Source organism: Stenotrophomonas sp. GD03877, from assembly GCF_029840555.1.
GTDB lineage: Bacteria > Pseudomonadota > Gammaproteobacteria > Xanthomonadales > Xanthomonadaceae > Stenotrophomonas > Stenotrophomonas geniculata.
Genome location: NZ_JAOCCT010000021.1, coordinates 53,994 through 79,808, shown reverse-complemented (window position 1 = coordinate 79,808; position 25,815 = coordinate 53,994). Strand labels below are relative to the sequence as shown.

Below are 25,815 nucleotides of genomic sequence, written 5' to 3'. Positions count from 1 at the left end.
CTGCCAACGAGGAGCCACCCATGCCGCTTTTCTCGAGAACGGAATTCTATGACCTGCTTTGGTCAGCGCCGGTCAGTAAGATCGCAAAGGATCTAGGCATTTCAGACGTCGCCCTCGGAAAAGCGGCTAAGCGATATGGAATTCCGGCGCCGGAACGGGGCTACTGGGCCAAGGTCGCAGCCGGCAAGCACGCTCTGAAGAGAAGGCTTCCGCCAAGGGGACTCGGAGAGTCAGAGGTGGTCAGGGTAGGCCGAGAGGATGAACATAGCCCGGGAAGCAGCGGCCGGCCAGACCCCGAAATCCCGCCAATGCCTAGTCCACTCAAGGTCTACGACGAATCACTCGATGACCTGCTCACTCGGCTAAAAACTGAGATTGGGACGGTGACCATCCCTAAGTCTCTATCTGCGCCCCACCCCGCTGTGGCAAGGATGCTAGCCATAGACGCGAAGCGGATAGAGAAAATTTCTCAATCCGACTATCCCTGGAGCTACGACCAACCCTATTACGTTTCGCCCTTCGAGAAGAGGCGCCTCCGTTTGCTGAGCGCAATATTCAAGGGGATATCGAAGACAGGACTTAGCTGTCAGGCCAAAGGGAAAGATGCCAACGAGTTCACGGTATTTGCCAACGAGGGATCCAGCGTGACCTTTCGACTAGATCACCCCAAGAAGACTGATTCGCGGAGCAGCTACTTCGCGATGTCGAAGGCCGACCGCCCAGCGTCAGACCCTTTGAAATTAGAAATCTCCTGGTACTTTCGCTCGGCCGCACCTTTCCGTCGCGAATGGCAGGACGGCAAGGCCTCCCAGATTGAAGACTCTGCGAGCGAGATTGCGGCCACCTTGGCTTTGGCGGTGGAGGCGATGCATCGCCAGGGAGTAGCCCAGTCATATCAATTGGCTATTGACATGCACAACGGCGCGATACGTAGACAGGAGGAGAAGAGGCTCCAAGCAATACGCGATCGCGAAGCTGCCGAAGAGGCGGATCGCGAGGCACGCCTTCACAAGCTCTTGGCGGATGCCACAGCCTATCGGCTCGCGCAGGACATTCGTAGCTACGTCGAAGCGGTCGCCGAAGCGAACGCTGGAAGTGAGTCGCCTGTGCACCCGGAAGAGATGGCTGCATGGCGAGAATCCGCGCTTCGATGTGCGGACGAAGTGGATCCGGTGCTGACGAGAGCATTCCTGAAATCGGCACAGTCACCGGAACCCTCAGCCGCTGGAACAGGCCCACAAAACTTGCCTTCGCAATCAGTCCAGTCGCTTCACACAAGCGTAAGCGCACCGTGGCACCCAAACCGCTTTAGCCACTTCCACGGAAAACGATAGAGCTTCAACGGAGCACGGCTCCAAGATGCGGGCGTCCTGCTATCACCCACGCCTTCATGGGATCCCTCGTCCTGGGCCTGGTCTCCTTCAGCGGTCGGCGTGGTTCCAGCACCTCCTTGATTCACGCCAGTCCCACCGTACCGGCCTCGGCCAGGCGCCGGGCCGGTTGCTGCTGCTCGCGGGTTGGCGGCAGGCCAGGAGGTGGCGGTGCCGGCTGGATCGGCGTGGTGTCAGTCAGCCGGGCAACGGCCTTGCGCAATGGCAGGTCGGGATACAGCCTGGAGGCGCACCAGCGCTCGGCGTAGCGCTTGCCCTGAGACACGCTGGCGGCAAAAACCTTCTTGGTCTTGAAGATCTTTCGCGCATCCAAGTGAAGCCGGACAAGGCCTGCGGGGCACGTTCGTTGGTGCATCTGGAGTGCTTTTGCCGTGACAGCGGAGTGTCACTCCACGTCGAGTCGGGGGCCGCCGTGTCCCGCTCAAGCCCGCGTCCCGGAGGTAGCCCTGGAAAGATGACGGCCGGTACATCGACGGGTAGCCCTGGAAAGATGACGGCCGGTACATCGACGGGCAGCTCTACAACGGCCAGCAAGAAGGTCACCGGCAAGAAAGCGGCCACCATGAAGGCAGTCTCGAAGTAGACGGTGAGTGAGTAGGTTCGAGGAACTGGCGGACCTAGCGTGCCGGCCTTGGTACCTTGATCGCTTTATTCGCTATCGGCGGGAAATCTATGAAGACGACGGGCTGCTCACTGTGCAGCCCGTGCCTTCGACGACAAGCGTACATTACCCTGCGTCATCGTCGCCCACCAAGGACGTGAGCCGACAAGCAGGGGAGGCAATTGCTCATGTCCCCACGACAACAGCGTTGGCAACCGGGATTTTCTGAGCGACAGCGGCGTAAAGATCGACGTCTGTTTGTGGCGTCTGTATGGACACCACGAGACTATATCGGGCGGGCAGATCGTAGCGCTCCAAAGCGGGCCGAGTCCGCCACCACCCTGCCGAAGGATAGACTGCAATGAACCCACGGCTGGCCAGTTCAGCCGCCGTCCCCTTCCAGACATCCTGATGGAGCGAGCCACGGTGTCGTTGCCTCTCGCCAAGCAGCCAATTGGGGTCGGAGGGATTCACAGGATCTCCGTCATCCTCGCGTTGCGCCGCAGCGTTCACTCGTGCCACGAAGTGCTCGGTCGATCCATCCAGCGGACGCTGCACGTCAAATCGCAGGCGATGCGAAGGATAGTGATACTTCGAGGCGACGCCACGCGCAGACGGATTGGGCTCGATGAAATAGGAGAGCGTGATGCGCATTTCGACGGGCGTGTCCTGCAATGCTTCCAGCTCTTCCTTCGGCCAAGGCAAGGAATGCAAGTTCATGTCGCGTGTCTCGACACCCTGACCTTGAACCTTCTTGTAAGGATACACCTCATCCTCCACCAGCAAGGTCAGCGAATCCCCTGCACTCCAAAGCGCTCGATTCAGGTCCGGCGTGCCCCAACCACAGTGGCGAATCAAGTTGACGTAGTCATCCTTGTTCGGCAGAGCGGGAAGGAACATCCCGCGCATACCCTCGCTCCATTGTGCTGAATGCACCAGTAGGGCACGTACGGTCTCCGGGCGGAGATGCGGATAGGCCGCCAGAATCTGGGCTGCCATTCCGGCGCAAAGGGCCGACGCGGCACTGGTGGCATTGCTGGTCGTAAACAGCCGATCAATCGGCTGGTTGTGGGTGGTAAGAAGGTTCAGGCTCGCCATTCCGACGGGGCCAACGTCGTCCTTGGCCGCATTTCCTCCTTCCAGCACCACTTCCGGTTTCAAAGGCCACACACGCTCCCACGTTCTGGTGGTGGTAGTGAAGGGGCTGAGGCCACCCGCTTGGGCGATGGGGTTCAAGGTCGGATGACCTTCCGTATCGACCTTATTCGTATACGCCCCGACGGTGATAGCGTTCCACGCTTGGCCAGGGTCGTGCACGAGATTAGTGGATAGGCTAGTGGGATACCCGGCCCAGGCATTGGGATCGCTTGTGTTGCCCGCAGAGAGGACGAACAGGCGTGGATTCTCGCCAGCGCCGTCCGTATCGGCTGCAAGGCCATCGACGGCGGCAGACCATGAGGATGGGCGCCCACGGTCCCGGTAGTCCGAGGCGGTTACGGCCGACGTGAAAACGCGAGCACGGCGAGGGGCTGAGATTTCGGGACGCGCGACGCCTTCCATGAAGAGGTAGGCGTGGTGGCGCGCATCGCCTTCGTTTGCACCTTCCGCGGGTATCAGCTTGACCGACTCCAGGCGATGAGGGATGTTGATGGCATCAGCGGATGACAGGGCATCGGTGAGATCGCCATAAGCGGCAAGGCCGGCCAAGCCAGTGCCATGATTGGCCCCATCGTCCACGCCCCATGCGGGTTCCACCGTGTGCAGGTCGCCGGCATCCATCAGTGGCTCTAGGAGCGGATGTCCGCGATTCACCCCGGAATCCAATAGGCAGACGCGCGGGGCCGCGTCGTCCGATGGCGGCGCTTGGAGTCGACGCAGCAAATCATCGCTCCATTCCCTTTGCTCGCGTACTTCCATGCCATCGAAGAACTCCGCAGTCTCCTTGGCGTAGCGGAGTTCAGCAACACAGTTCAGCGTCATGACCGATCGCGAAAGCTGCTGCTGCGAGCCATACATCACCAGAACCGTGCGCTCGGGGAAATTGACCTGCTTGTCACTGACGACACATTCCGCCAGGCGCGCAAGCTTCTTGAAGTCTTCCACCACAGCCTGCCGCTGACCCGGGCCTCGCACCGGAAGCCACACCTCCCACCAGAAGGCAAGCCCTAGGTCTGCAGGGAGGAGATCAGGGTCATCAGTCCACAAAGCCCGGACTTCGGCTACTCGGATAGAGTCGATGGCATCCAGCAACTTCTGATGATCACGTGGACGTCCCAGACTGTCCTTCTTCTCCGCCAAGTAGTCGGTGATGTATTTCTCGAAGTGCGCCAGTCCACCATCAGGGACAAAGACATTGGCAAATGTCTGGTTGCCTTCATGACGAACACTGAGGAGCTCAATCTTCTTCGGCTCGTTCGCCAAGCTGTCGAATGCCAACTTGACATCGGGTTGACTGGAGAACTGGATCTGCAGGCCTAACCCGCTTTCCAGCTGCAAGTCTCTTTGTCCCTCAACAGCTTTTTCTGCTGCGGGTTTCAGATTCTCGATCTGGGCACGAAGGGACGCACTATGCTGCGCCCGGGGGAGCGCGGGAACGTCGTCTGTAGATCGTCCGCCAGCAGAGTGTGCTTTGAATTCGACGGCCTTCGATGTACCGCGGAGAATGAAATGCGGGCGCTTAGGTTGGGGTTGATCCGGCATGGCTGGACACGGCCTTCTTCTTGTTCATCCTGAGGCTGAATTTGCGGCGTTCATCGAAAGCGCGCGCCAGAACATCGGCCTTCACTCGCTCTTCGTCGTGCATCACCGCTTCCTTGATCGATTCGTCTACAGCTCGCTTGATCTCTGCATAGCTCAAGCCTTCCGTCCTGGTTGTGAGTGCCTTGAGTGGAAAAGGCTTGGGCGCAAACTTCCCAAGCCGCGATTGGATCAACTTTGTTGCCTGTGGCGTCGTCGGAAGCCGATATTCGATCACATCGTCAAATCGACGAAAAAGCGCGTAGTCAAGAATCTCTACGTGATTGGTTGCTGCGATGATCAAACTATGCGATTGGTCATGCTCGATCATTTGCAGAAAGCTGTTCAAGACGCGGCGGATCTCCCCCACATCATTGTCCATGCCTCTCTGCGAGCCGATGGCGTCGAATTCATCGAAGAAATAGACGCCACGTACATCGTTGATGGCATCAAAGATCTGGCGCAACTTCGCCGCCGTCTCCCCCATGTACTTGGTGATCAGGGCATCCAGTCGAACGGAGAACAGCGGAATACCGAGTTCGCCAGCCAGCACGGAGGCCGTCATCGTCTTGCCGGTGCCCGGCGGGCCGACCAGCATCAGTTTCCGCCGAGGTGACAGCCCATGCTCGCGGATGCGCGAATGGTGCTTCTGCTCCTTCATGATGCGACCAAGCTGCTCAGCCATTTCCGCATCGAGCACCATGTCAGATAGACGATTCTTCGGATAGGAAACCGTCAGCAGGTTTGCCAGTTCACCACGTGGTCGAGCCAATGGCACCAGCTTGCCCGACGTGCCTTCCGACGAGGCTCGAGCCTTCGCCGCGTCAATCATCTCGCGCAGCTCTTCGGCGAGCTTGCCGTGACCGACTCTCGCCTCCCGGGCTGCAACCTGCATCGCTACCGAGTAGAAATGCTGATCATCCCGTTCGATGTGGGATTTCACTAGCGCTTTGAGTTGATCTGCATTAGCCATAGTGATTACCCGCCCGCGTGGTCATGTTGGCCGTCGTTTCCAGTGATGCCAGCGCAGATTGCATCAGCTGAGCCGTAATGCTCTCGTCGATTTCCCCCAAGTCATCCTGATCGGCTGCCAAAACGAACAGCAAGCCGACAGGAATATGCAGCGCCTCAGCAATCTTTGTGACCGTTGAGAGCGTCGGATCGCGCTTGTTGTTCTCAAGCATCGACAGGTACGAAACGGAGCAGTTGGCCCGTTGAGCAATAGCCCCCTGGGAAGCTCCCCTTTGCGTCCGACATAGTCGAATGGCTTGACCTACGTTCATGTTGCCTGCATTCCGAAAGGTTCGCGATGAGCGCAAGTCTCATCGAAATTTTACCACCAGTGAATGCCATTTCTCCAAGTCAAGCAATGGAAGTGGATGCCCTGGGTGGGGGATGCGGCCTCCGCAGGGCAGTGGTGACCAGTCGTTATGAATGGACCTTCCTGCCCGCATTCAGCTGGACCGCTACCCGGTAAGGAATAGGGTCATCAATATCCTCACATCAGCTCGCACACGTCCCCCGGTTGACTGCCACGCAAGGGGCAATTAGCTTAGTAGGGGCGCTGGCACGCGCATGACACCGTCTTTCGAAGCTCCTAGAGCAGTGCTTGTAACCTTTTGGCCGATGCCTTCATCCCGGCCTACAGCGGTGGCGACGGTGACGCTGCGAACTAGGCCATAAGGATTGAAGCGCATGGTTATCGCCAGCATTCGTCCGTCCACCGTGGACGGCATCAAGCAGCTCGCTAAGAAGATTCGCCGCGAGCACAACATCCCCTACACCCAAGCCCTCGAAGATGCCAGCCGCCGGGCGGGCTACGAGAACTTCGTGCATGCAAGGCGTCAGCTGGTCGGGGCCGGTGCCTCGCGCCACTTCCCCGTCTATCTCTCTGCTCATTGGCAGACCCCGCTCGAGCGCAACGGCAATTCCGCGGGACTGCGCGCCGGTCGTGAGGTCCTGCGCGTCGATCTAACCCACCCGTTGCCTGAGATCGTCGCCAAGCACCGTGTCGCGTACGGCCGCGGCGTCTCCGGATTCCGCATGGAATACGAAGATCACTTGGAGCACCGCACGAACGTGATCGGCCAGGAGGCGGCTCGCAAGGCACTGCTGACGGCGACACGCAGCCTGCGGTTCATGGAGGCGACCGGGCTACAACCCGTCACAACCCAGAAGGGTCGAGACCTTCTGCGGCCATTGGAGAAGCTGCCCGGCCGCGACCATCAGTCGCTGTGGTTCGATCCTGTGACCGAGGGCTACGTCTTTCTCGATGAACCCTATGCGCCCGCGCTAGAAAGCGTCGCAGCAGAGCGCCAGCGTTGGCTCGAGCGCAACGATTTGCACATGGTCGCGCCGGATTGGGAGGGCATCTACTATCCGGGTCACTGCCTACCCCGCCTGATTGGCCCCGATATCACGCTGCTGCAGCGTGTCGCCGAGGCATTGGCCAAGGTCGAGTCCGTCACGGAGCCGACGGAGTGGCCTCACGAAACCGGCCGTTGCGGCGACGACTTCGTCAGCCCGAAGCGTCAGGCGGATGAGAAACCGCGCCGGCCGCGGCCCGGCCCCTCCTGGCGGGAACATAAAGGTGCGACACCCTACGGTGGCGCGGCAGGCATCCCTTCGCGCTGGCGACCGACCAAACCGATGCCGCTCGAGCTGCATCAGCAGCTGGGCTCCTTGTTGAAGACGCTGTGCCATGACTTTTCATGGCGCGTGGGCCAGAAGCTGAACGTTGCACGATCGCAGCTGGAGGACTGGTCGCTCATCGAGCATCGGCAGGAGGAGGGTGTCGACGACCTCTACTTTGGCGGGCCCAGTGAGTCGATCTGCGAGACAACGGCCGAATGTCTCGAGGCACTCACGAAGGCCCGCCGGATCGTCGAGCGCGGCTACGACGACTGCAAACCGCGACGCGAGCTACTCGCGACATTGGATCTGGCTATCGCGGAACTGAGCAAGCGTCAGGCGGCCTGACTCGCCGCAATCGTCGGGCCGGATTCCTGCTCGGGGCGTTCGCCGCCCCGAAAATGCTCGCCCAGCGGTGATCGCCATGCACCGCTGGGCGAGGACGTTCTAGGAAACCAGAACGCGCGTCGGCGCGTGGGCCGTGGCCCGGTCAGGGGTCACCGGCCTAGTAAAGGTCGCCGAGCACTCTGGTTCCCCCACGGAGATCGACCGGTTCCCCCAAATATGCCCCCAGCAGATCCTCTGGTTCCCCCAGGTGGTCCCCCAAATGCGCTCGGCTTCCCTGGGACGTTCTGAACCAACGTGCACAAAAACCCCGCATTTCGCGGGGTTTTTTACTGTTTTTGGGTTTTCCTGCCACCGCATGAAACTGCCGTGTGGTGCCGCTTATCCGAATCGAACGGATGACCTACTGTTTACAAGACAGTTGCTCTACCAACTGAGCTAAAGCGGCATGGGTGCATCACCGGCGGCAGCGCCGCGGTCCGGGGGATTCTAGCGCAACCGCGTGCATTCCAGCGACCGGCTCTGTGCCGCGCCGCTGCGCTGCTGGGCCTGGGCCGGCTGCGTACCCGCGGCCAGCTGCCCTTCCAGCCACCATTGGCCGGCGTCGCCGCTGGCCACCAGGCGCGGCTGGAAGCCGGCGGCCTGCACGGCGGCCATGCGTCGCTCGGCGCCTTCGCGGTTGCGGTACTGGCCCAGCGCCACGGCGTTGATGTCCTCGCCCTGGCTGATGATGTAGTAGTCGCTCAGGCCGGCGGCGACGATGCGCTTCACCGTGGCCTGGGCTTCTTCGCGGTTGGCGGCGGCCGGCAGCATCACCCGGAAACGGGCGCTGCCACTGGCAGCGGGCTGTTCGCGCAGGCGTACCTGACTGATGACGCTGCCGGCCTTGCCCTGTGCACTGGTCGCGGCCGCGCGGTCGGCGAACGGGCCCAACGCCACGCAGCGCGCCGGTTCGGCAGCCACGGGCCGGGTTGCGGGTTTTTCCGGTGCCGGTACGGGTGCAGGCGGTGTTACGGGCTTGGCAGCGGCAGCAACCGGCGTAGCCTCAGCCACCTGCGGCTTGGCAATCTCCGGCCTGGCCGGGGCGGCGGGCGCCGGCGTGGCAGCCACAGCCGTCTTCTCGGCCGGTTCGCGATCCATCAGCGGCGCAACAGGTGCGGCAGCAGTGGCATCGGCGGCCTCAGCCGCATCAACGCCACCGGGCACCCAGCGCAGCTCGGCGACGCCGGCCGGTTGCGGCGGCGGCGCAGGCGGTTGCGGCGCATCGCGCAGCAGCCACCAGCAAGCGACGCCAAGATTGAGGATGGCCAGTACGACGATCAGGGCACGGGTCAGCATGCGCGGATACTAGCCTGCGGGCTGGTGCACCGCCCAGCGGGCGAGGCCATCCAGCACCAGCGAGGGGTGGTAATCGGCGCCGGGCAGCAATGGCATCAGCGCCGGTGCGCCGCCACCATGCACCAGCAGCGAGGGCGCAACACCCAGCAGCGTCTGCGCCTGCTGTGCGCTGCGTTCGATCAGTGCCACCGCCGCACCATCGCAACCGGAAGCCAGCGCATCGGCGGTATCGTTGGCGAACTCGCTGTAGTCACCACCGGTAGCCGGCAGCTGTACGGCACGGGCGTGCAGTGCTTCGCGCATGGTGGTGGGCGATGCGGAAATGCGGCCACCGTGGTGCTGGCCATTGGCGTCGAGCAGATCAATCGTCAGTGCGGTGCCCACACCGACCACCAGCACCGGGCGCTGCGCCTTGGCCGCGGCCAGCAGGGCCAGGAAGCGGTCGACGCCGAACTTCTCCGGCTTGGCATAGGCAATGCGCACACCGGCGCATTCGGCGCTGGTGCGCACCACGTGCACGTGCTCGAAGCGACGCTGCAGCTGGTCCAGCATGGCGCTGGTCAGCGACGGTGCGGCCACGCTGGCCACGAACGCGGTGGTGCCGCTGGGCAGACTGTGCGGCGGCTGCCCGGCCATGCCTTCGGCGCCATGCGCCCAGGCCTGCACGTCACCGGCACGGTCACCCTGCAACGGCGCGAACTTGAACCGCGAGTTGCCGAGGTCGAACAACCAATCGCTCATGCCGCCCTCACGCTGACTTCGCCGGCGTGCAGCAGGCGCTCGCGGCCATCGATGCGCACGCGCAAGGCGCCGTCATCGGCCAGGCCGAGCGCGGTGCCATGCTGCCACTGCCCTTCCAGTTCCACCCGTACTTCGCGGCCGGCCAGCATGTCGAACGCGGCGTAGCGCGGCAGGAACGGAGCGAGACCTTCGCGATCGAACTCTTCCAGCGCCGGCAGCAGGCGCGTCAACACGGCCGCAACGACCACGTTGCGGTCCACCGGCTTGCCAGCCAGCGTGTCCAGATCCACCCACGGCTGGGTGATCTGCTCGGCGAACGACGGCGGCATGTGCGTGTTGATGCCGATGCCGATCACCGCGCGCGCCGGGCCGGCGTATTCGCCACCGCCTTCTGCGAGCAGGCCGACCAGCTTGCGCTTGCCATCAACGATCAGGTCATTCGGCCACTTCAGCTGCGCCTGGGTGTAGCCCAGGTCGTGCAGCGCTTCGGCCACGGCGATGCCGGCCACCAGGCTCAGCCCGGCCAGGCGGCCGAGGCCGCCGGAGAACAGGCGCAGCACCGACAGGTAGATATGCGCGGCCAGCGGCGACGCCCACGTACGGCCGCGACGGCCGCGGCCGCCGGTCTGGCGTTCGGCCAGCAGGACGCTCACCCCGCGCAGGGGCGCGCTGCAACGCAGCAATTCTGCGTTGGTGGAGTCCACTGTCCAGGCCACCTGCAGGTCGTGCAGCAGGGCCTGAACGTGGGCGGGCAGGCCGGCGCGGATCGCGGCCGGGTCCAGCAGGTCGACCGGGCGGGTCAGGCCATAGCCCTCGCCAGCGCGGCCCTCGATGTCCACACCGGCAGCCCTAAGTCCTTGAATACGCTTCCAAATGGCCGCCCGGGTCTGACCCAGCTCACGGGCCAGGGCGTCGCCGGACAGGCGACCGGCAGCGAGTTTGGCCAGCAATTGGCGATCGTCCACGGCAGCTTCCACGAAGTCAGAAAGGAATTATGCGGGAAAGCCGCCAGCGACGCCCGCCACCGGTGGGCCGCAGGGGCTTCCAACCGGGTGCCGGGTTCGGGCTAGAATCGGGAACTCACCCTCCCTTAACGTGGATGTCGTCAATGCGCCGTTATGCCCATTGCCTGATCCTGCTGACGATGCCCTTCGCGGCGTCTGCGACAGCAGCGCTGGACGACAGCCGTGGGGCATGCGTGTCCTCCAATGGCGATGCCGCCTCGCAGCGCGCGCCCACCGCCAGCGCATCGGCTGCCAGCACCAAGGCGGCACCGGTACGCCCGGCTGCCAGCACAACCACCGGCGGCGGTGGCAGCGACGACGACATGCTGCCGCGCGTCCGCGCGCCGAAGTGGCACAGCTACCTGCCGGGAATGTTCCGCTGATCAAGTCGTTGCTGCAGTGGCTGCGGCCTGCACCGCGGCCGATTGACGATGCACTTTGGGAAGACGCCTGCCAACGCGCGGCGTGGCTGCACGGCCTGGATGACGGGCGTCGTGGGCGACTGCGCCTGCTGGCCACGCGCTTCCTGCACGAGAAGACCATCACCCCGATCGGCGATCTGCAGCTGCAGGCCGGCGATGGCGTGCTGCTGGCCGCGCTGTGCTGCCTGCCGCTGCTGGAGTTCGGCGAAGTGGGACTGGAAGGCTGGTCGCAGCTGATCGTCTACCCCGACGCGTTCCGCGTGCACCGCAGCCACATGGATGCGGCCGGCGTACTGCACGAGTGGGATGACGAACTGATCGGCGAATCGTGGGACAGCGGTCCGTTGATCCTGTCCTGGGCCGATGTGCAGGCCGACCTGTCGGCGCCGCACGAGGGCTACTGCGTGGCGGTGCACGAGATGGTGCACAAGCTGGATGCGCTGGATGGCGCGATGGACGGCACGCCGCCGCTGCCGCGGCAATGGCAGCGCGAGTGGGCGGCTACGTTCCAGCAGGCTTACGATGCTTTCTGTGCGCAGGTGGACGCGGGCGTGGAAACGCTGATCGATCCGTACGCGGCCGAAGCGCCGGAAGAGTTCTTCGCGGTAGCGAGCGAGTATCACTTCTCGGCGCCGGATCTGCTGCAGCAGGCATTGCCGGAGGTGGCCGCGCAGCTGCGGCGGTTCTATGGCGAGCCGCCGACGATGGTCGGCTGATTCACTACCGCAGCTTATGTAGAGCCGAGCCATGCTCGGCTGCATTTTGCGGAGCAGTCGAGCATGGCTCGACTCTCCACAAGGCTACGGCCCCGGCGGCAGGCGCACTTCGAAACGAGCGCCGCCCAGTTCCTCGGAGCGGCCCACAGCCAGTTCACCGCGGTAATCCTTGATCAGGTCCTGCACGATCGACAGGCCGATGCCGTGGCCCTGTACGCGCTCGTCGCCACGCACGCCACGCTGCAGCACCTTGCCGATGTCGTCCGGGGCGATGCCGGGGCCATCGTCGTCCACCGCCAGCAGCAGGCCGGCACGGCGCGCGTTCGGTGCCGGCAGCGGCTGTGCGGTCAGCAGCACGCGGCGGTTGGCCCACTTGAAGGCGTTTTCCAGCAGGTTGCCGAGCAGTTCCTGCAGGTCGCCTGGTTCGCCATGGAAGCGCGCGGCCGGGTCGATGTCGAATTCGCACAGCACACCCTTGGAGGCGTAGACCTTCTCCAGGCCACGCACGATTTCCTCGGCGTTGGATTCAATCGGCAGCGGTGCGGAGAACAGCTTGTGGCCCGACGACGCAGCACGTGCCAGCTGGTACGAGACCAGGTTGTTCATGCGCTGCAGCTGCACGTCCAGCTCCTCGCGCAGCGCGCCGTCCCCGGCACCGCTGTCCATCTGCGTGCGCAGCACGGCGATGGGCGTCTTCAGGCTGTGCGCCAGGTCGGCCAGGGTGTTGCGCTGGCGCTCCAGGTTCTCGCGCTCGCTTTCAATGAAGGCGTTGATGCTGTCGGTCAGCGGTTCCAGTTCGCGCGGGTGGCGCTCGCTCATGCGCTCGGTCTCGCCGCGCTGCACCTTGGTCAGCTCGGTGATCACGCGGCGCAGGGGGCGCAGGCTCCACTGCAGGATGACGGTCTGCAGCAGCAGCAGGATCAGGCCGATGCCGCCCAGGTAGAACCAGACCCGGCTGCGGAACACGCGCAGCTGCGCACCCAGCGCGCGCGAGTCTTCCATCACGTAGATGGTGTACGGAAACTCGGTGGCAGGGTCGGCGTCGGCGTCCCACACCAGGCCCAGGCCATAGCGGTACACCGAGCCCTGGCTGCCGTCGATCTGGATCATCGGCAGTGGGCCTTCGAACACTTCCTGGCGCGGCGCGAGCAGGCCACCGCCCGCGGTGGGCAGCATCGGACCTTCGGCGGACATCGAATTGCCCTTGCCGTGCGGCATCACCACCTGCAGGTACAGGCCACTGCCCGGCACGTCGAAGCGCGAATCCGGCGGCTGCTCGCGGATGTACAGCGAGCGGTCGCGGGTGAAGTCGATGCCGGCCGCGTAGGCGGTGGCGTAGTTCTTCAGGCGCTCACGCAGGTTCGCCTTCGCCGTATCGGCGAAGGCGGCGTCGAGCGCGTAACCGGCCAGCGCCAGGAACGCGACCAGGCCCACGGACGCGGCGAACATCTGGCGCGCCTGCAGGGAGCGCGGCCGCCAGCGTCGGAAGAACCACAGACGGCCGGACATCGTGCTATCGCCAGGGTGAGCCGGCTCAGCCCTCGTTGCGCGGAATCGCGAAACGGTAGCCGCGGCCGCGCACGGTCTCGATCGGCTTCAGTTCGCCATCCGGGTCCAGCTTCTTGCGCAGGCGGCCGATGAAGACCTCCAGCACGTTCGAGTCGCGGTCGAAGTCCTGCTGGTAGATATGCTCGGTGAGATCGGCCTTGGAGACCAGTTCACCGGCGTGCATCATCAGGTACTCCAGCACCTTGTACTCGTAGCTGGTGAGATCGACATTGCTGCCGGCCACGCTGACCGTCTGCGCAGCCAGGTCCAGGGCAACCGGGCCGCATTCCAGCGTCGGCTTGCTCCAGCCAGCGGCGCGGCGCAGCAGCGCGTTGACGCGGGCCAGCAGCTCTTCGACGTGGAACGGCTTGACCAGATAGTCGTCGGCGCCCTGCTTCAGGCCCTCGACCTTGTCCTGCCAGCTCGAACGCGCGGTCAGGATCAGCACCGGGAATTTCTTGCCTTCGTCACGCAGGGCCTTGATCAGCTCCATGCCCGACATCTTGGGCAGGCCAAGGTCGATGATGCCGACATCGAACGGAACTTCGCGCCCCATGTAGAGGCCTTCCTCGCCGTCCTGCGCAGCATCGACGGCAAAGCCTTCGCGCTTGAGCCGGGCTGCCAGGGTCTCACGCAGCGGGGCTTCGTCTTCGACCAGAAGGATACGCATGAACTCTCCCTAGTGTCCTGGGTGTGGCCCGGAGGCCTGTGGGGTACGGGTTGATAGCGACAACTATCCCTGTTCAGGGGTTATCGCCGCGTAGTGATGACATATCCGACCGCGGCGTGCGCGGCTGTGAACGCGACGGGGCGGGGTCGTCCATGTAGCGGACCCGGCCCCGATCGTCCATGTACTTCACCCGGTTGATATCACGACCATCGAACGGCACGCGCTCGGCGCCGAGGATGTGGCCGCCGGTGGTGCGCTGCACGCGGCGCACGGCATCGGACAGCGACCGCTCGTCGCCACGGTTGCCACGCTCGCCCCGCTCCATCATCTCCGCCCGTGCCTGCTCGCCACGCGGCGGCTGTTGCGCCAGCGCCGAAGACAGCGGCACAGCCGACAGCACCACGCAGGTGGCCAGGGCAATGCGGCGATGGAAGGGAGCGGAAGACATCGATGCGATCCTAGCCGAGCACGGCGATTCGTTCAAAAGTCGTAAATCCGGCGCCGGGTTCGAAACCCAGCGTTTTACAAATCTTTTGCAAATTCTTGGTTTACAGCGGTGAATCCGGTCTGAACTTTTCCGGCCCTGCGCCCGTGTCGTTCAGCTAAGTGAACATTCGGGACGAATCGCTGCCCCTTGTCAAGTCAGGAATGTGACTGCGGTCACGCTGCGGCGCGATCAGCTTCGCGTTCGGTGACCGCCAGGGCCTGTTCGATCAGGCTCCAGCCGGCGCCCGGGCGATGTGCGCCCTCGCTCAGCACCTGGCGGAATGCGCGACCACCGGGCTGGCCGTGGAACAGGCCGAGCAGGTGGCGGGTAATGTGCTTCAGCGCCAGGCCTTCGCCCAGCCGCGCCTCGATGTAGGGGCGCATCGCGCGCAGCAGGTCACCACGGGCCTGCAGCGGGGCGCCGGTGTGCAGCGCCTCCAGCTGATGCAGCAGGTAGGGGTCGTGGTAGGCCGCGCGGCCCAGCATCACGCCATCGACGTGCGCGGCCTGCGCCTGTACCGCCTCGATGCTGGCCAGGCCACCGTTGATCACCACCGGCAGTGCCGGGCGCTCCAGCTTCAGGCGGTAGGCCCAGTCGTACTTCAGCGGCGGAACCTCGCGGTTCTCCTTCGGCGACAGGCCCTTCAGCCACGCGTTGCGCGCATGCACCACCACCATCGCCGCACCGGCGGCAACCTGGCGGTCGACGAAGCTGGCAAACACGTCGTAGTCGTTGTCCTCGTCCACGCCCAGGCGGCATTTCACCGTTACCGGGATGTCGACCGCATCGACCATGGCCGCCACACACTCGGCCACCAGCACCGGCTCGCGCATCAGGCAGGCACCAAAACGCCCGGCCTGCACGCGGTCGGACGGGCAACCGCAGTTTAGGTTGACCTCGTCATAGCCCCACTCGGCAGCGATGCGTACGGCCTGCGCCAGCAGGGCCGGATCACTGCCACCCAGCTGCAGCGCCAGCGGCTGTTCGCTGCGATCGAAGCCGAGCAGGCGCTCGCGATCGCCGTGGATGACCGCGTTGGCGTGCACCATTTCCGTGTACAGGCGCGCACCCGGCGCCAGCACGCGATGGAACACGCGGCAATGGCGGTCCGTCCAGTCCATCATCGGGGCAACGGACAGGCGCAGGGAATCGGCGTAACGGGCGGTGGCGGACGTCATCGGGGCGTTGATCGTGGAGACTGGCATTGCCAGTGAGATCAATAGTTTACACCGGGTGGCTGAATGCGCCCGGTCAGCCGCGCGGCAAGCGCCGGCTGGGCCCGCTTCCGGCTGGCGGCCGGGGTGGGCTGGGCGGTGGCAGCGGACGCTTCCTGCCCTCGGGGAGCTTGGGGTTTGCGTTCTCCATGGATACGACCAGCGGGTCCAGCGCAGTACGCCACGCATTGACGCAGATGCCAATTGAACGGTGTATCCTTTTGGATACGATTTGTGGATGGCGACCCTCCAGGCAACAGAGACGTTCACGCGCTGGCTGCGCGGGCTCAACGACAGCGGCGCCCGAGCAGTGATCGTGGAACGCCTGCAGCGGGTCTCCCGCGGTCTCGAGGGAGATGTTCGATCAGTGGGTCATGGCGTGAGCGAACTGCGAATCAACCATGGGCCGGGATATCGCGTGTATTTCACACGTCGCGGAAGATCCATCGTCGTACTCCTGCACGGTGGCGACAAGTCGAGCCAGCGTCGCGATATCGAAAAAGCGGTCAGGCTCGCGGATCTGCTGTAGCCACCATTTGATTCCATGCCGTTGCCAGGACTCTCCCCATGAGCAAGCTGAAGACGATTCCCTTCGATCCCGCAGACTATCTGGATGATGACGTCGCAATCGCCACCTATCTGAGCGAGGCCTTGGCAGCAGGTGATGCGGGCCACTTCCAGGAGGCGCTCGGAACTGTTGCGCGCGCCCGCGGCATGGGCGGCGTTGCCGAGGTCTCTGGTCTTGGACGCGAGAGCCTGTACAAGGCGCTGCGTCCCGGAGCACACCCACGCTTCGATACCGTGCAGCGGGTACTGTCAGCGCTCGGGGTGCATCTCATCGTGCAAGCCGACAAGCAACCCGCTGGCACCGCCTGATCGCTGCCGCTGCGCCCGCCGGGCATGGCCCGGCGCTACCAGCATGCCCTACGCGATCAATGCCCCCCGCGCGCGCCCCCGACCTGCTCGATCAGCGTCTGGCTGGCTGCATTGAGCCCCACCACCGTCACCTCCGCACCGTGCGCAGCCAGCTTTTCCTGCGCCCGCTCCAGCGCGGCCACAGCAGTCAGATCCCACAGGTGGGCATCGCGCAGGTCAATCTGCACCTTCGGCGCCACGTGCTGGTAATCGAACGCCGCACCCAGCTGCCCCGCCGAGGCAAAGAACACCTGCCCACGCACGCGGTAGACCTGTGTGTCACCAGCATCGTCGCGCTGCACATCCAGCATACGGCCCACCTTGCGCGCAAAGAACAGCGCCGACAGCAGCACGCCACTGAGCACGCCCTTGGCCAGATCGTGGGTAGCCACGGTGACCACCACGGTCAGCAGCATCACCGCAGACGAGCTGCGCGGATGCGTGCGCAGGTCGCGCAGCGAGCGCCAACTGAAGGTGCCGATGCTGACCATGATCATCACCGCCACCAGCGCAGCCATCGGGATCTGCCTCACCAGGTCGCTGCCGTACACCACCAGCACCAGCAGGAACACGCCGGCCACCAGGCAGGACAGGCGGCCACGTCCACCGGAGGTCACGTTGATCACCGACTGGCCGATCATCGCGCAGCCAGCCATGCCACCGAGGAAACCGGTGACCGTGTTCGCCACGCCCTGGCCGACGCATTCGCGGTTGCGTTCGCTGGGCGTCTCGGTGATGTCCTCGACAATCTGCAGGGTCATCATCGATTCGAGCAGGCCGACCACGGCCAGCGTGGCCGACACCGGCAGCAGGATGCGCAGCGTCTCCCAGCTGAGCGGCACATCAGGCAGCAGGAAATGCGGCAGGCTGTCGGGCAGCTGGCCCATGTCACCCACGCTGCGCACGTCCACGCCGAAGCCGATCACCACGGCGGTAAGCACCACAATGGCCACCAGCGGCGATGGCACCGTGCGAGTGAGGCGCGGCAGCAGATAGATGATCGCCAGCGCGGCGGCGCACAGCACGTAGACCGTAGGGCCGCGGCCAATCAGTTCCGGCATCTGCGCGAGGAAGATCAGGATCGCCAGCGCGTTGACGAAGCCGGTGATGACCGAACGCGAGACGAAGCGCATCAGCGAGCCGAGCTTGAACACGCCGGCCAGCACCTGCAGCAACCCGGCCAGGATGCTGGCGGCGAACAGGTACTGCAGGCCGTGATCCTTGACCAGGTCGACCATCACCAGCGCCATTGCACCGGTAGCGGCGGAAATCATGCCGGGGCGGCCACCCGCGATGGCGGTGATGACGGCAATCGAGAACGCGGCATACAGGCCGACCTTGGGGTCGACGCCGGCGATGAGCGAGAAGGCGATGGCCTCGGGAATCAGGGCCAGGGCGACGACCATGCCGGACAGCAGGTCGCCACGGAGGTTGCCGAGCCATTGGTGGCGCAGGGGATAGGACGTTTGCATGGGAAAACTCCGCGCGCACGGGCATGGGGCCACGTGGCGCTGCAGTGGAAAGACGCGGGTTCCTGAGCCGGGCGAGCCGGCTGCCGATGGGCGGCAAGGGTCAGGGTGGCGTAATCACTGCAGGCGGGCGTCGGTGCGTTGGGAGGGGCGCAGTCTACGGGAAGCGGCCGCACGAAGGTAGCGCGACCGGCCGCGAAAGGCCGCGGGGCATGGCGCCGCTCTACAATCGGGGCATGGCTACTGATCGCCCGCAGTTCTTCGACCCCGCCACCGAACAGGGCGTGCTGCGCCTGTCGATCGCCGCTTCGCTGCTGCTGGCCGCGGCGGCGGTGGTGTTCGGCCTGCTGGCCAATTCGTCATTGATCATCTTCGACGGCATCTACGGCCTGATCGACGTGGTGATGACCTGGCTGTCGCTGCTGGTGGCACGGCTGATCGCGCTGTCCACCCAGACCGACGCGCTGCAATCGCGGCTCAACCAGCGCTTCACCATGGGCTTCTGGCACCTGGAGCCGATCGTGCTGGGGGTCAGCGGCACGCTGATGATCGGTGCGGCACTGTATGCCCTGGTCAATGCGGTGGATGCACTGATGTCCGGGGGCCGCCACATTGCGCTGGGCCCGGCCATCGCCTTCGCCGGGCTGTCGATCGTGGGCGAAGGCGCGCTGGCGTGGTTCATCCTGCGCGCCAACCGCCGCATCGGCTCGGAGTTCATTGCGCTGGACGCGAAGAACTGGGTGATCGCAGCCAGCATGTCGGCCTGCTATCTGCTGGCCTTCCTCGGCGGTGTGCTGGTGCAGGGCACCTCGCTGGCCTGGGTCGGCCCATACATCGACCCCGCCATCCTCGCCTTCGTCTGCGTGCTGGTGATGATCGCCCCGCTCGGTACCGTGCGCCGCGCGCTGGCCGGCATCCTGCTGGTCACCCCGCCGGAGCTGCAGGCGCACGTGGATGCGGTGGCGCGCGACATCGTCGCCAAGCATGGCTTCGTCGAGCACCGCAGCTACGTGGCCCAGGTGGGGCGAGGCGAGCAGATCGAGCTGTTCTTCGTGGTGCCGGAAAACGACCCACCGCGGCCACTGGTGGAATGGGACCAGCTGCGTGATGAGATCGGCGATGCGCTCGGCGAGGCTTCGCCGGACCGCTGGCTGACCATCATGTTCACCACCGATCGCGAATGGACGATCTAGGCCCACAGGACGATCGATCAAGTTTTTCGTACGCATTGCAACCCAAGGTACGCGAAAACCGGGCAAAGTAGGCTCCAACGCAACACCCACCCACTGACCAGGAGCATCCCGATGTCCATCGAAAAGGTTCTGTACACCGCCCAGGCCACCTCCACCGGCGGCCGTGAAGGTCGTTCCGTCTCTTCCGACAACGTGCTGGACATCCAGCTGTCGACCCCGCGCGAGCTGGGCGGCGCGGGTGGCCCGGGTACCAACCCGGAGCAGCTGTTCGCGGCCGGTTACTCCGCCTGCTTCCTGGGCGCACTGAAGTTCGTGGCCGGCCAGGCCAAGGTCGCGCTGCCGGCCGACACCACCGTGACCGGCAAGGTCGGCATCGGCCAGATCCCGACCGGCTTCGGCATCGAGGCCGAGCTGACCATCAACGTGCCGGGCGTGCCGCGCGAGCAGGTGGAAGAGCTGGTGCAGAAGGCGCACATCGTGTGCCCGTATTCCAACGCCACCCGCGGCAACATCGACGTGACGCTGATCGTTGCCTGATGCGGTGCTGCCGGCCAGCGGCCGGCACTACCAACATGAAAGGCAAAAAAATGGGCGGATGCCGGTCGAAACCGGGCATCCGCCCATCCCACCTCGGGTGGGCCCCGGCGCGCGGCCGGGGACGCATTCGCTACGGCGCGCATCCATCCTTCTGGAGGAGAGCCCCCTTGTTGTTCAAGGGGGCGCGCCAACGGCGCGGGGATAAGGTGGAATGCGCGGACCAGCGACCGGTTACCGGTCGCTGGTGATGAGCTGCACGACGCTGGAGAAATCCAGCTTGCCGCGGCCGGCCTGGTGGTTCATCGAGTACAGGTTGCGGGCCACTTCGCCCAGCGGGATCGAGGCGCCGACACTCATCGCCGCTTCCACCGCCAGGCCCATGTCCTTCAGCATCAGGTCGCTGCCGAAGCCGCCGCTGTAACCGCGCGAGGCCGGCGCATTCTCCAGCACGCCCGGCCACGGGTTGCACACTTCGGTGGCCCAGCTGCGGCCGGTGCTGACTGCCATCATCTGCGACAGCACCTTCGGGTCCAGCCCGTGCGCCACGCCCAGGGCGATGGCTTCACCGGTCACCGCCATGATCACGCCCAGCGCCATGTTGTTGCACAGCTTGGCCACCTGGCCGGCACCACTGGCGCCCACGTGGAAGATGTTCTTGCCCATCGCCTGCAGCACCGGGCGCGCGCGTTCCAGCGCGTCCTCTTCGCCACCGACGATGAAGGTCAGGGTGCCGGCCTGGGCACCGGCGGTACCGCCGGACACCGGCGCGTCGATCATCTGCAGGCCACGTGCTGCCGCGGCTTCAGAAACCTTGCGCGCGCTGGCCGGGGCAATGGTGCTGCAGTCGATGACCAGTGCACCGGCCGGAATCGCGGCGAGGATGCCGTCGTCGCCCAGGTACACGCCTTCGACGTGGCGGCTGGCCGGCAGCATCGAGATCACCACCTCGGCATCGGCCAGGGTTTCGCGCGCCGATGCCGCCGCGCTGGCGCCGGCATCGACGGCGGCCTGCACCGCGGCCGGGACCAGATCGAACACGCGCACGGTATGGCCGTTCTTGACCAGATTGGCGGCCATCGGGCCACCCATGTTGCCCAACCCGATGAATGCAATGCGGCTCATGCAAGGCTCCTTTCAACAAGGGGAGTGCCCAGGTCGGCCAGCGGATGCGCAGCCTCGGACCAGGGGGAAACAAAGAAGGTGTCCGCCCACGCGGCGGTGGCCTCGGCCAGGGTGGCCGGGTTCCACTGCGGGTTGCGGTCCTTGTCGATCAGCAGCGCGCGGATGCCTTCGGCGAAATCGCCGTGGGCGGCGCAGTGCAGCGCGGTGATGTACTCCAGCCGATAGACGCTGGCCAGGTCCTGGCCGGCGCTGCGACGCTGCAGCTCGAAGGCCAGCCGCGCCGAGCCGGGCGCACCGGCGGCGAGGGTCTTCTGTGCCGCCTGCAGCCAGGCATCTTCGGTCTGCAGCGCGCTGATGCGGTTGATGATCGCGGGCAGGTCATCGCCCTCGCACAGCGCATCGACCTGCGCCGCATGGGCCAGCAGCGGGCCGGTGGCTGCATCGCTGGCATGCGACTGCAGCAGATGGGTCAGGCGTTCGTGATTGTGTGCGGCATCGCCCGACCAGGCCACCTGCAGCAGCGCATCGAACACTGCACTGCGGCGCTCTTCGGCCACGTGCACGTCGGCCAAGCCGGCGTAGATGGCATCGCCCGGGTTGAGCAGTGCGCCGGTCAGGGCCAGGAACAGGCCGCCCTTGCCCGGCACGCGCGGCAGCAGCCAGCTGCCACCGACATCGGGGAACAGGCCAACAGTGATTTCCGGGAACGCCAACTTGGAGCGCTCGCTGACCACGCGGTGGCTGGCGCCGGACATCAGGCCGATGCCGCCGCCCATCACGATGCCATGACCCCAGCACAGGATCGGCTTGGCGTAGGTGTGAATGAGGTAATCGACGCGGTATTCAACGTCGAAGAACTCAGCGGCGTAGTCGTTCTCGCGGATGTCGCTGCGGCCGGCCTCACGGAAGGCGACCATGGCCTTGTACAGGCTGTGCAGGTCGCCGCCGGCGCAGAACGCCTTTTCGCCGGCGCCCTGCAGCACCACCATGGCGATGCCGTCGTCGTCGGCCCAGGCATTCAACTGCTTCAGCAGCAGGTGCGCCATCGGCAGCGAGAAACCATTGAGCGTGCGCGGCGCGTTGAGCGTGGCGATGCCGATACGCGTGCCGTTGCCGGCCACGCGCTCTTCGAACAGCACCGGTGCGTCGTCGGCAGCGGTGTCGGTGCTCATGCGTTCTTCCACTGCGCGGTGCGCTTTTCCAGGAAGGCAGTCACGCCCTCGACCTGGTCGGCGGTGTCGAACAGGTCGACGAAGGCTTCGCGCTCGGCCACCAGCGCCGAGGCGTGGGTGCCGGTGCGGGTGGACTGCACCAGGGTCTTGCAGGCGGCGATGCTGGTTGGGCTCTGCTTGCCGGCCTTCTTCGCCCATTCCAGCGCCAGTGCCTTGGCTTCGCCCTTGCCAACCTTTTCTTCGGCAAGGCCGATGCGCAGTGCGGTCTCGGCAGTGATGCGCTCACCCAGCAGGATCATGCGCTTGGCCCAGCCCTCGCCCACCAGGCGCGGCAGGTTCTGGGTGCCGCCGGCGCACGGCAGCAGGCCGACGGTGGCCTCCGGCAGCGCGACCTGGGCATGGTCTTCGATGATGCGCAGGTCGCAGGCCAGCGCACATTCCAGGCCACCGCCCATGGCGTAGCCGTTGATCGCGGCGATCGACACGCCACGGAACCCGGACAGCGCTTCGAAGGCTTCGCCGAAGCGGCGCGCGGCCTCGCGTGCGGCGGCCTTGTCGCCGGAGGCGAACTGGTTGAGGTCGGCACCGGCGGAGAAGAACTTCTCGCCGTCACCGGTGATCACCAGTGCGTAGATGTCGCGGTCTGCGTTGAGCGCGCCCACCAGGTCGCGCAGCGCGGACAGGCTGTGCACGGTCCAGGTGTGCGCCGGCGGGTTGTTCAGGGTGACCACGGCGGTGTGGCCGTCGGCCTCGACCTTCAGGCCCACGTGCTCCTGGGTACGCCAATCCTTCATCGCAGTTCCTCTTCGGTGTTGAGCAGGTGACGGGCAACGATCACCCGCATGATCTCGTTGGTGCCTTCCAGGATCTGGTGCACGCGGCAGTCACGCAGCAGGCGCTCGATCGGGTATTCGCGGATGTAGCCGTAGCCACCGTGGATCTGCAGTGCTTCATTGCAGACGTTGAAACCCGCATCGGTGGCAAAACGCTTGGCCATCGCGCACCAGACATTGGCATCGCTGGCACCGGCATCGAGCTTGCGCGCGGCGGTGTGCACCATCTGCCGCGCGGCCACCAGCTGCGTGACCATGTCGGCCAGCTTGAACTGCAGTGCCTGGAACTCGGCCAGCGCCTTGCCGAACTGGCGGCGCTCGCCCATGTAGCGGCGCGCGGCATCCAATGCGCCCTGCGCAGCACCCAGCGAGCAGGCGGCGATGTTGATGCGGCCACCATCCAGCCCCTTCATCGCCAGCTTGAAGCCACCGCCTTCCTCTCCCAGAAGGTGGCTGACCGGCACGCGGACGTTTTCGAAGGTGATGCCACGGGTGGGCTGGCTGTTCCAGCCCATCTTCTCTTCCTTGCGGCCGAAGCTGATGCCCGGCAGGTCCGACGGCACGGCAATGGCGCTGACGCCACCTGCACCGGCACCGCCGGTACGCGCCATCACCACCAGCAGTTCGGTGGCACCGGCGCCGGAGATGAAGGCCTTGGCGCCGTTCAGCACGTAGAAGTCGCCATCGCGCACGGCGGTGGTCTTCAGCGAGGCCGCATCGGAACCGGCGCCCGGCTCGGTCAGGCAGTACGAGGCCAGCTTGTTGCCCGAAGACAGGTCGGTGCCCCACGCATCGCGGAGTGCCGGCTGGCCCCACGTGGACACCATCCACGAGGCCATGTTGTGGATGCTGATGTAGGCCGCGGTCGACGGATCGACGTTGGCGAGCTCCTCGATGACGACGGCGGCGTCCAGTCGGCTCAGGCCGCTGCCGCCCACTTCCGGGTCCATGTACAGACCGCAGAAGCCCAGTTCACCGGCCTTGGCGATCGCCTCGCGCGGAAAGATGCCCTCCGCATCCCATCGCGCGGCGTGTGGCGCCAGTTCGGCCTGTGCGAAGTCGCGCGCAGCCTCGCGGTACGCCTGCTGCGCTTCTTCCAGTTCCGTCGTCATCGAGTGGCTCATGGCTGCTCCTGCCGTTACTTCAGGCTGATCGTGGTGTTGACGCCGTGGCTCAGCGTTTCGTCATCGAACCAGCGCGCGGTGACCGTCTTGGTCTGGGTGTAGAACAGCACCACCTGCTTGCCGTACGGGCCCAGGTCGCCCAGCTTGGACGCGCGCGAACCGGTGAACGAGAACAACGGCACCGGCACCGGGATCGGCACGTTGATGCCGACCTGGCCGACGTCGATGTCTTCCTGGAACTTGCGCGCGGCGGCGCCGGACTGGGTGAACAGTGCGGTGCCGTTGCCGTTGGGGTTGCTGTTGACCATCGCGATGGCGTCTTCCAGCGTTTCCGCTTCGAGGATGACCAGCACCGGCCCGAAGATTTCTTCCTGGTAGATGCGCATGTCGGGGGTGACACCGGCAAAGATGGTCGGGCCGACGAAGTTGCCCTTCTCGAAGCCATCGACCTGCGGCTTGCGGCCATCGAGCACCAGCTTGGCGCCCTGCTCCACGCCCGAGGCGATCAGGCCTTCGACGCGCTCGCGGGCGCTGCAGGAAATGACCGGGCCGACGTCGGTGCCGGACACAGTGCCGCCGCTGACCTTGAGGGTCTGCGCCTTGGCCACCAGATCCTGCACCCAGTTGCGAGCTTCACCCACCAGCACCAGGGTCGAGGCGGCCATGCAGCGCTGGCCGGCCGCACCGAAGGCGGCGCCGACCATCGCGTTGAGGGTCTGTTCCTTGTTGGCGTCCGGCAGTACCACGGCGTGGTTCTTGGCGCCCATCATGCACTGCACGCGCTTGCCGGCCAGCGAGGCGCGGTTGTAGACGTGGGTGCCGACGCGGGTGGAACCGACGAACGACACGGCCTTGATGTCCGGGTGGTCGCAGATCGCGTTGACCACTTCCTCGCCACCGTGGACGACGTTCAGCACGCCCTTCGGAATGCCGGCTTCCAGCGCCAGCTCAACCAGGCGCATGGTCACCATCGGGTCCTGCTCGGACGGCTTGAGGATGAAGGTGTTGCCCGTTGCAATCGCCATCGGGAACATCCACAGCGGGATCATCGCCGGGAAGTTGAACGGGGTGATGCCGGCGCACACGCCCAGCGGCTGCATGATGCTGTAGGTGTCCACGCCGTTGGCCACGTTGTTGGCCAGCTCGCCCAGCTGCAGGTTGCCGATGGCGGCAGCGTGCTCGACCACTTCCAGGCCGCGGAACACATCGCCTTCGGCGTCGGGCAGGGTCTTGCCCTGTTCGGCGGTGAGGATGTGGGCCAGCTCGCTCATGTGCTCGCGGATCAGCTGCTGGTACTTCAGGAAGATGCGTGCACGGGTGCCGATCGGGGTCTTGCGCCAGGTCTTGAAGGCTTCCTTGGCGGCGGCGACGGCGGCGTCCACTTCGCCGGTGGTGGCGAACGGCACCTTGGCCAGCACGTCCTGGGTGGCCGGATTGATCACGTCCTGCCAGTGGGAGGTGGCCGATTCGATGAACTGGCCATCGATCAGCATGCGGATACGGGGCGCTGCAACAGTCATGATGACAATCCCACGGGCTCGAAAGATGCTTGGCATTATTCACATCACCCACCTCGATTTCCGGGCTGAATCCGCTTAATCTGGCC

The 25,815-nt window shown here is 65.1% G+C and carries 25 protein-coding genes and 1 tRNA gene; 8 read left to right on the top strand and 18 right to left on the bottom strand.

Annotated features, from left to right (window positions below):
- The first annotated feature begins 20 nt into the window (after positions 1-20).
- Positions 21-1,334 (top strand): hypothetical protein, encoded by a 1,314-nt coding sequence (locus N5D20_RS15745; protein ID WP_279915029.1) that lies wholly within the window; start codon positions 21-23, stop codon positions 1,332-1,334.
- A gap of 121 nt (positions 1,335-1,455) precedes the next feature.
- Here N5D20_RS15745 and N5D20_RS15740 read toward each other — a convergent pair whose 3' ends face one another.
- The 4 genes from N5D20_RS15740 to N5D20_RS15725 all read right to left on the bottom strand — a co-directional run bounded on the left by N5D20_RS15740 (position 1,456) and on the right by N5D20_RS15725 (position 6,011).
- Positions 1,456-1,704, bottom strand: coding sequence for a hypothetical protein (locus N5D20_RS15740; RefSeq protein WP_312661668.1), 249 nt, complete (start codon positions 1,702-1,704; stop codon positions 1,456-1,458).
- 474 nt (positions 1,705-2,178) lie between these two features.
- The gene (locus tag N5D20_RS15735) at positions 2,179-4,488 is read right to left on the bottom strand and encodes a S8 family peptidase (protein WP_279915030.1); all 2,310 of its coding nucleotides are present in this window, start codon (positions 4,486-4,488) and stop codon (positions 2,179-2,181) included.
- A 181-nt stretch (positions 4,489-4,669) separates the two neighbouring features.
- Positions 4,670-5,671 carry an AAA family ATPase gene (locus N5D20_RS15730; RefSeq protein WP_279915031.1) on the bottom strand — a complete coding sequence of 334 codons (1,002 nt, stop codon included), beginning with the start codon at positions 5,669-5,671 and terminating at the stop codon, positions 4,670-4,672.
- A 22-nt stretch (positions 5,672-5,693) separates the two neighbouring features.
- Positions 5,694-6,011 (bottom strand): helix-turn-helix transcriptional regulator, encoded by a 318-nt coding sequence (locus N5D20_RS15725; RefSeq protein ID WP_075076390.1) that lies wholly within the window; start codon positions 6,009-6,011, stop codon positions 5,694-5,696.
- Positions 6,012-6,423: 412 nt separating this feature from the next.
- Between N5D20_RS15725 and N5D20_RS15720 the strand changes: the two genes are divergently transcribed.
- The gene (locus N5D20_RS15720; RefSeq protein WP_197591208.1) at positions 6,424-7,707 is read left to right on the top strand and encodes a DUF5623 domain-containing protein; all 1,284 of its coding nucleotides are present in this window, start codon (positions 6,424-6,426) and stop codon (positions 7,705-7,707) included.
- Positions 7,708-8,076: 369 nt separating this feature from the next.
- Here the strand turns inward: N5D20_RS15720 and N5D20_RS15715 are convergent.
- From N5D20_RS15715 to birA, 4 genes are all read right to left on the bottom strand, one after another.
- Positions 8,077-8,152: transfer RNA gene (locus N5D20_RS15715), tRNA-Thr, on the bottom strand.
- A 41-nt stretch (positions 8,153-8,193) separates the two neighbouring features.
- Entirely contained in the window at positions 8,194-9,042 is an 849-nt protein-coding gene (locus N5D20_RS15710; RefSeq protein ID WP_049409959.1) for an SPOR domain-containing protein, read from the bottom strand.
- Between the two features lie 9 nt (positions 9,043-9,051).
- Positions 9,052-9,783: a type III pantothenate kinase gene (locus N5D20_RS15705; RefSeq protein ID WP_010486989.1), complete on the bottom strand. Its 732-nt coding sequence runs from the start codon at positions 9,781-9,783 to the stop codon at positions 9,052-9,054.
- Positions 9,780-10,748 (bottom strand): bifunctional biotin--[acetyl-CoA-carboxylase] ligase/biotin operon repressor BirA, encoded by a 969-nt coding sequence (gene birA / locus N5D20_RS15700; protein WP_049409962.1) that lies wholly within the window; start codon positions 10,746-10,748, stop codon positions 9,780-9,782. The genes N5D20_RS15705 and birA overlap by 4 nt, the downstream gene beginning before the upstream one ends.
- A 143-nt stretch (positions 10,749-10,891) precedes the next feature.
- Here birA and N5D20_RS15695 point away from each other — a divergent pair, with 143 nt between their 5' ends.
- The gene (locus N5D20_RS15695) at positions 10,892-11,170 is read left to right on the top strand and encodes a hypothetical protein (RefSeq protein WP_279915033.1); all 279 of its coding nucleotides are present in this window, start codon (positions 10,892-10,894) and stop codon (positions 11,168-11,170) included.
- On the top strand, positions 11,137-11,925 hold the full coding sequence (locus N5D20_RS15690; protein ID WP_029380115.1) for a M90 family metallopeptidase: 789 nt from the start codon (positions 11,137-11,139) through the stop codon (positions 11,923-11,925). The genes N5D20_RS15695 and N5D20_RS15690 overlap by 34 nt, the downstream gene beginning before the upstream one ends.
- A gap of 84 nt (positions 11,926-12,009) precedes the next feature.
- Here N5D20_RS15690 and N5D20_RS15685 read toward each other — a convergent pair whose 3' ends face one another.
- The 4 genes from N5D20_RS15685 to dusA form a co-directional block, all read right to left on the bottom strand.
- A complete protein-coding gene (locus N5D20_RS15685; protein WP_019337797.1) occupies positions 12,010-13,434 on the bottom strand; it encodes a sensor histidine kinase in 1,425 nt (474 codons plus the stop codon).
- Positions 13,435-13,459: 25 nt separating this feature from the next.
- Entirely contained in the window at positions 13,460-14,143 is a 684-nt protein-coding gene (locus N5D20_RS15680; protein WP_004136763.1) for a response regulator transcription factor, read from the bottom strand.
- A gap of 73 nt (positions 14,144-14,216) precedes the next feature.
- Positions 14,217-14,591 (bottom strand): hypothetical protein, encoded by a 375-nt coding sequence (locus N5D20_RS15675; RefSeq protein ID WP_010487000.1) that lies wholly within the window; start codon positions 14,589-14,591, stop codon positions 14,217-14,219.
- Between the two features lie 212 nt (positions 14,592-14,803).
- Positions 14,804-15,835, bottom strand: coding sequence for a tRNA dihydrouridine(20/20a) synthase DusA (gene dusA / locus N5D20_RS15670; protein WP_071306310.1), 1,032 nt, complete (start codon positions 15,833-15,835; stop codon positions 14,804-14,806).
- Positions 15,836-16,082: 247 nt separating this feature from the next.
- Here dusA and N5D20_RS15665 point away from each other — a divergent pair, with 247 nt between their 5' ends.
- Both N5D20_RS15665 and N5D20_RS15660 read left to right on the top strand, forming a co-directional pair.
- Entirely contained in the window at positions 16,083-16,373 is a 291-nt protein-coding gene (locus tag N5D20_RS15665; RefSeq protein WP_019337795.1) for a type II toxin-antitoxin system RelE/ParE family toxin, read from the top strand.
- A gap of 38 nt (positions 16,374-16,411) precedes the next feature.
- Complete coding sequence (locus tag N5D20_RS15660; protein WP_004136660.1) at positions 16,412-16,720, top strand: addiction module antidote protein; 309 nt, start codon at positions 16,412-16,414, stop codon at positions 16,718-16,720.
- Positions 16,721-16,776: 56 nt separating this feature from the next.
- Here N5D20_RS15660 and N5D20_RS15655 read toward each other — a convergent pair whose 3' ends face one another.
- Complete coding sequence (locus N5D20_RS15655) at positions 16,777-18,231, bottom strand: SulP family inorganic anion transporter (protein WP_279915034.1); 1,455 nt, start codon at positions 18,229-18,231, stop codon at positions 16,777-16,779.
- A gap of 209 nt (positions 18,232-18,440) precedes the next feature.
- On the opposite strand from N5D20_RS15655, the gene N5D20_RS15650 reads away from it, so the two are divergent.
- Both N5D20_RS15650 and N5D20_RS15645 read left to right on the top strand, forming a co-directional pair.
- Positions 18,441-19,421 carry a cation transporter gene (locus N5D20_RS15650; RefSeq protein WP_071306312.1) on the top strand — a complete coding sequence of 327 codons (981 nt, stop codon included), beginning with the start codon at positions 18,441-18,443 and terminating at the stop codon, positions 19,419-19,421.
- 111 nt (positions 19,422-19,532) lie between these two features.
- Complete coding sequence (locus tag N5D20_RS15645; RefSeq protein ID WP_004153735.1) at positions 19,533-19,958, top strand: organic hydroperoxide resistance protein; 426 nt, start codon at positions 19,533-19,535, stop codon at positions 19,956-19,958.
- A 231-nt stretch (positions 19,959-20,189) separates the two neighbouring features.
- On the opposite strand, the gene mmsB is transcribed toward N5D20_RS15645, so the two are convergent.
- From mmsB to N5D20_RS15620, 5 genes are read right to left on the bottom strand one after another with little or no spacing between them, the layout of a single operon-like run.
- A complete protein-coding gene (mmsB, locus tag N5D20_RS15640) occupies positions 20,190-21,080 on the bottom strand; it encodes a 3-hydroxyisobutyrate dehydrogenase (RefSeq protein WP_049464149.1) in 891 nt (296 codons plus the stop codon).
- Positions 21,077-22,252 carry an enoyl-CoA hydratase/isomerase family protein gene (locus N5D20_RS15635; RefSeq protein ID WP_279915035.1) on the bottom strand — a complete coding sequence of 392 codons (1,176 nt, stop codon included), beginning with the start codon at positions 22,250-22,252 and terminating at the stop codon, positions 21,077-21,079. Before N5D20_RS15635 ends, mmsB begins: the two co-directional genes overlap by 4 nt.
- The gene (locus N5D20_RS15630) at positions 22,249-23,046 is read right to left on the bottom strand and encodes an enoyl-CoA hydratase (protein ID WP_010487013.1); all 798 of its coding nucleotides are present in this window, start codon (positions 23,044-23,046) and stop codon (positions 22,249-22,251) included. Before N5D20_RS15630 ends, N5D20_RS15635 begins: the two co-directional genes overlap by 4 nt.
- Complete coding sequence (locus N5D20_RS15625; protein ID WP_029380118.1) at positions 23,043-24,209, bottom strand: acyl-CoA dehydrogenase family protein; 1,167 nt, start codon at positions 24,207-24,209, stop codon at positions 23,043-23,045. Before N5D20_RS15625 ends, N5D20_RS15630 begins: the two co-directional genes overlap by 4 nt.
- Positions 24,210-24,223: 14 nt before the next feature.
- Positions 24,224-25,729, bottom strand: a complete 1,506-nt coding sequence (locus tag N5D20_RS15620; protein WP_279915036.1) for a CoA-acylating methylmalonate-semialdehyde dehydrogenase — start codon at positions 25,727-25,729, stop codon at positions 24,224-24,226.
- Positions 25,730-25,815: the final 86 nt, after the last annotated feature.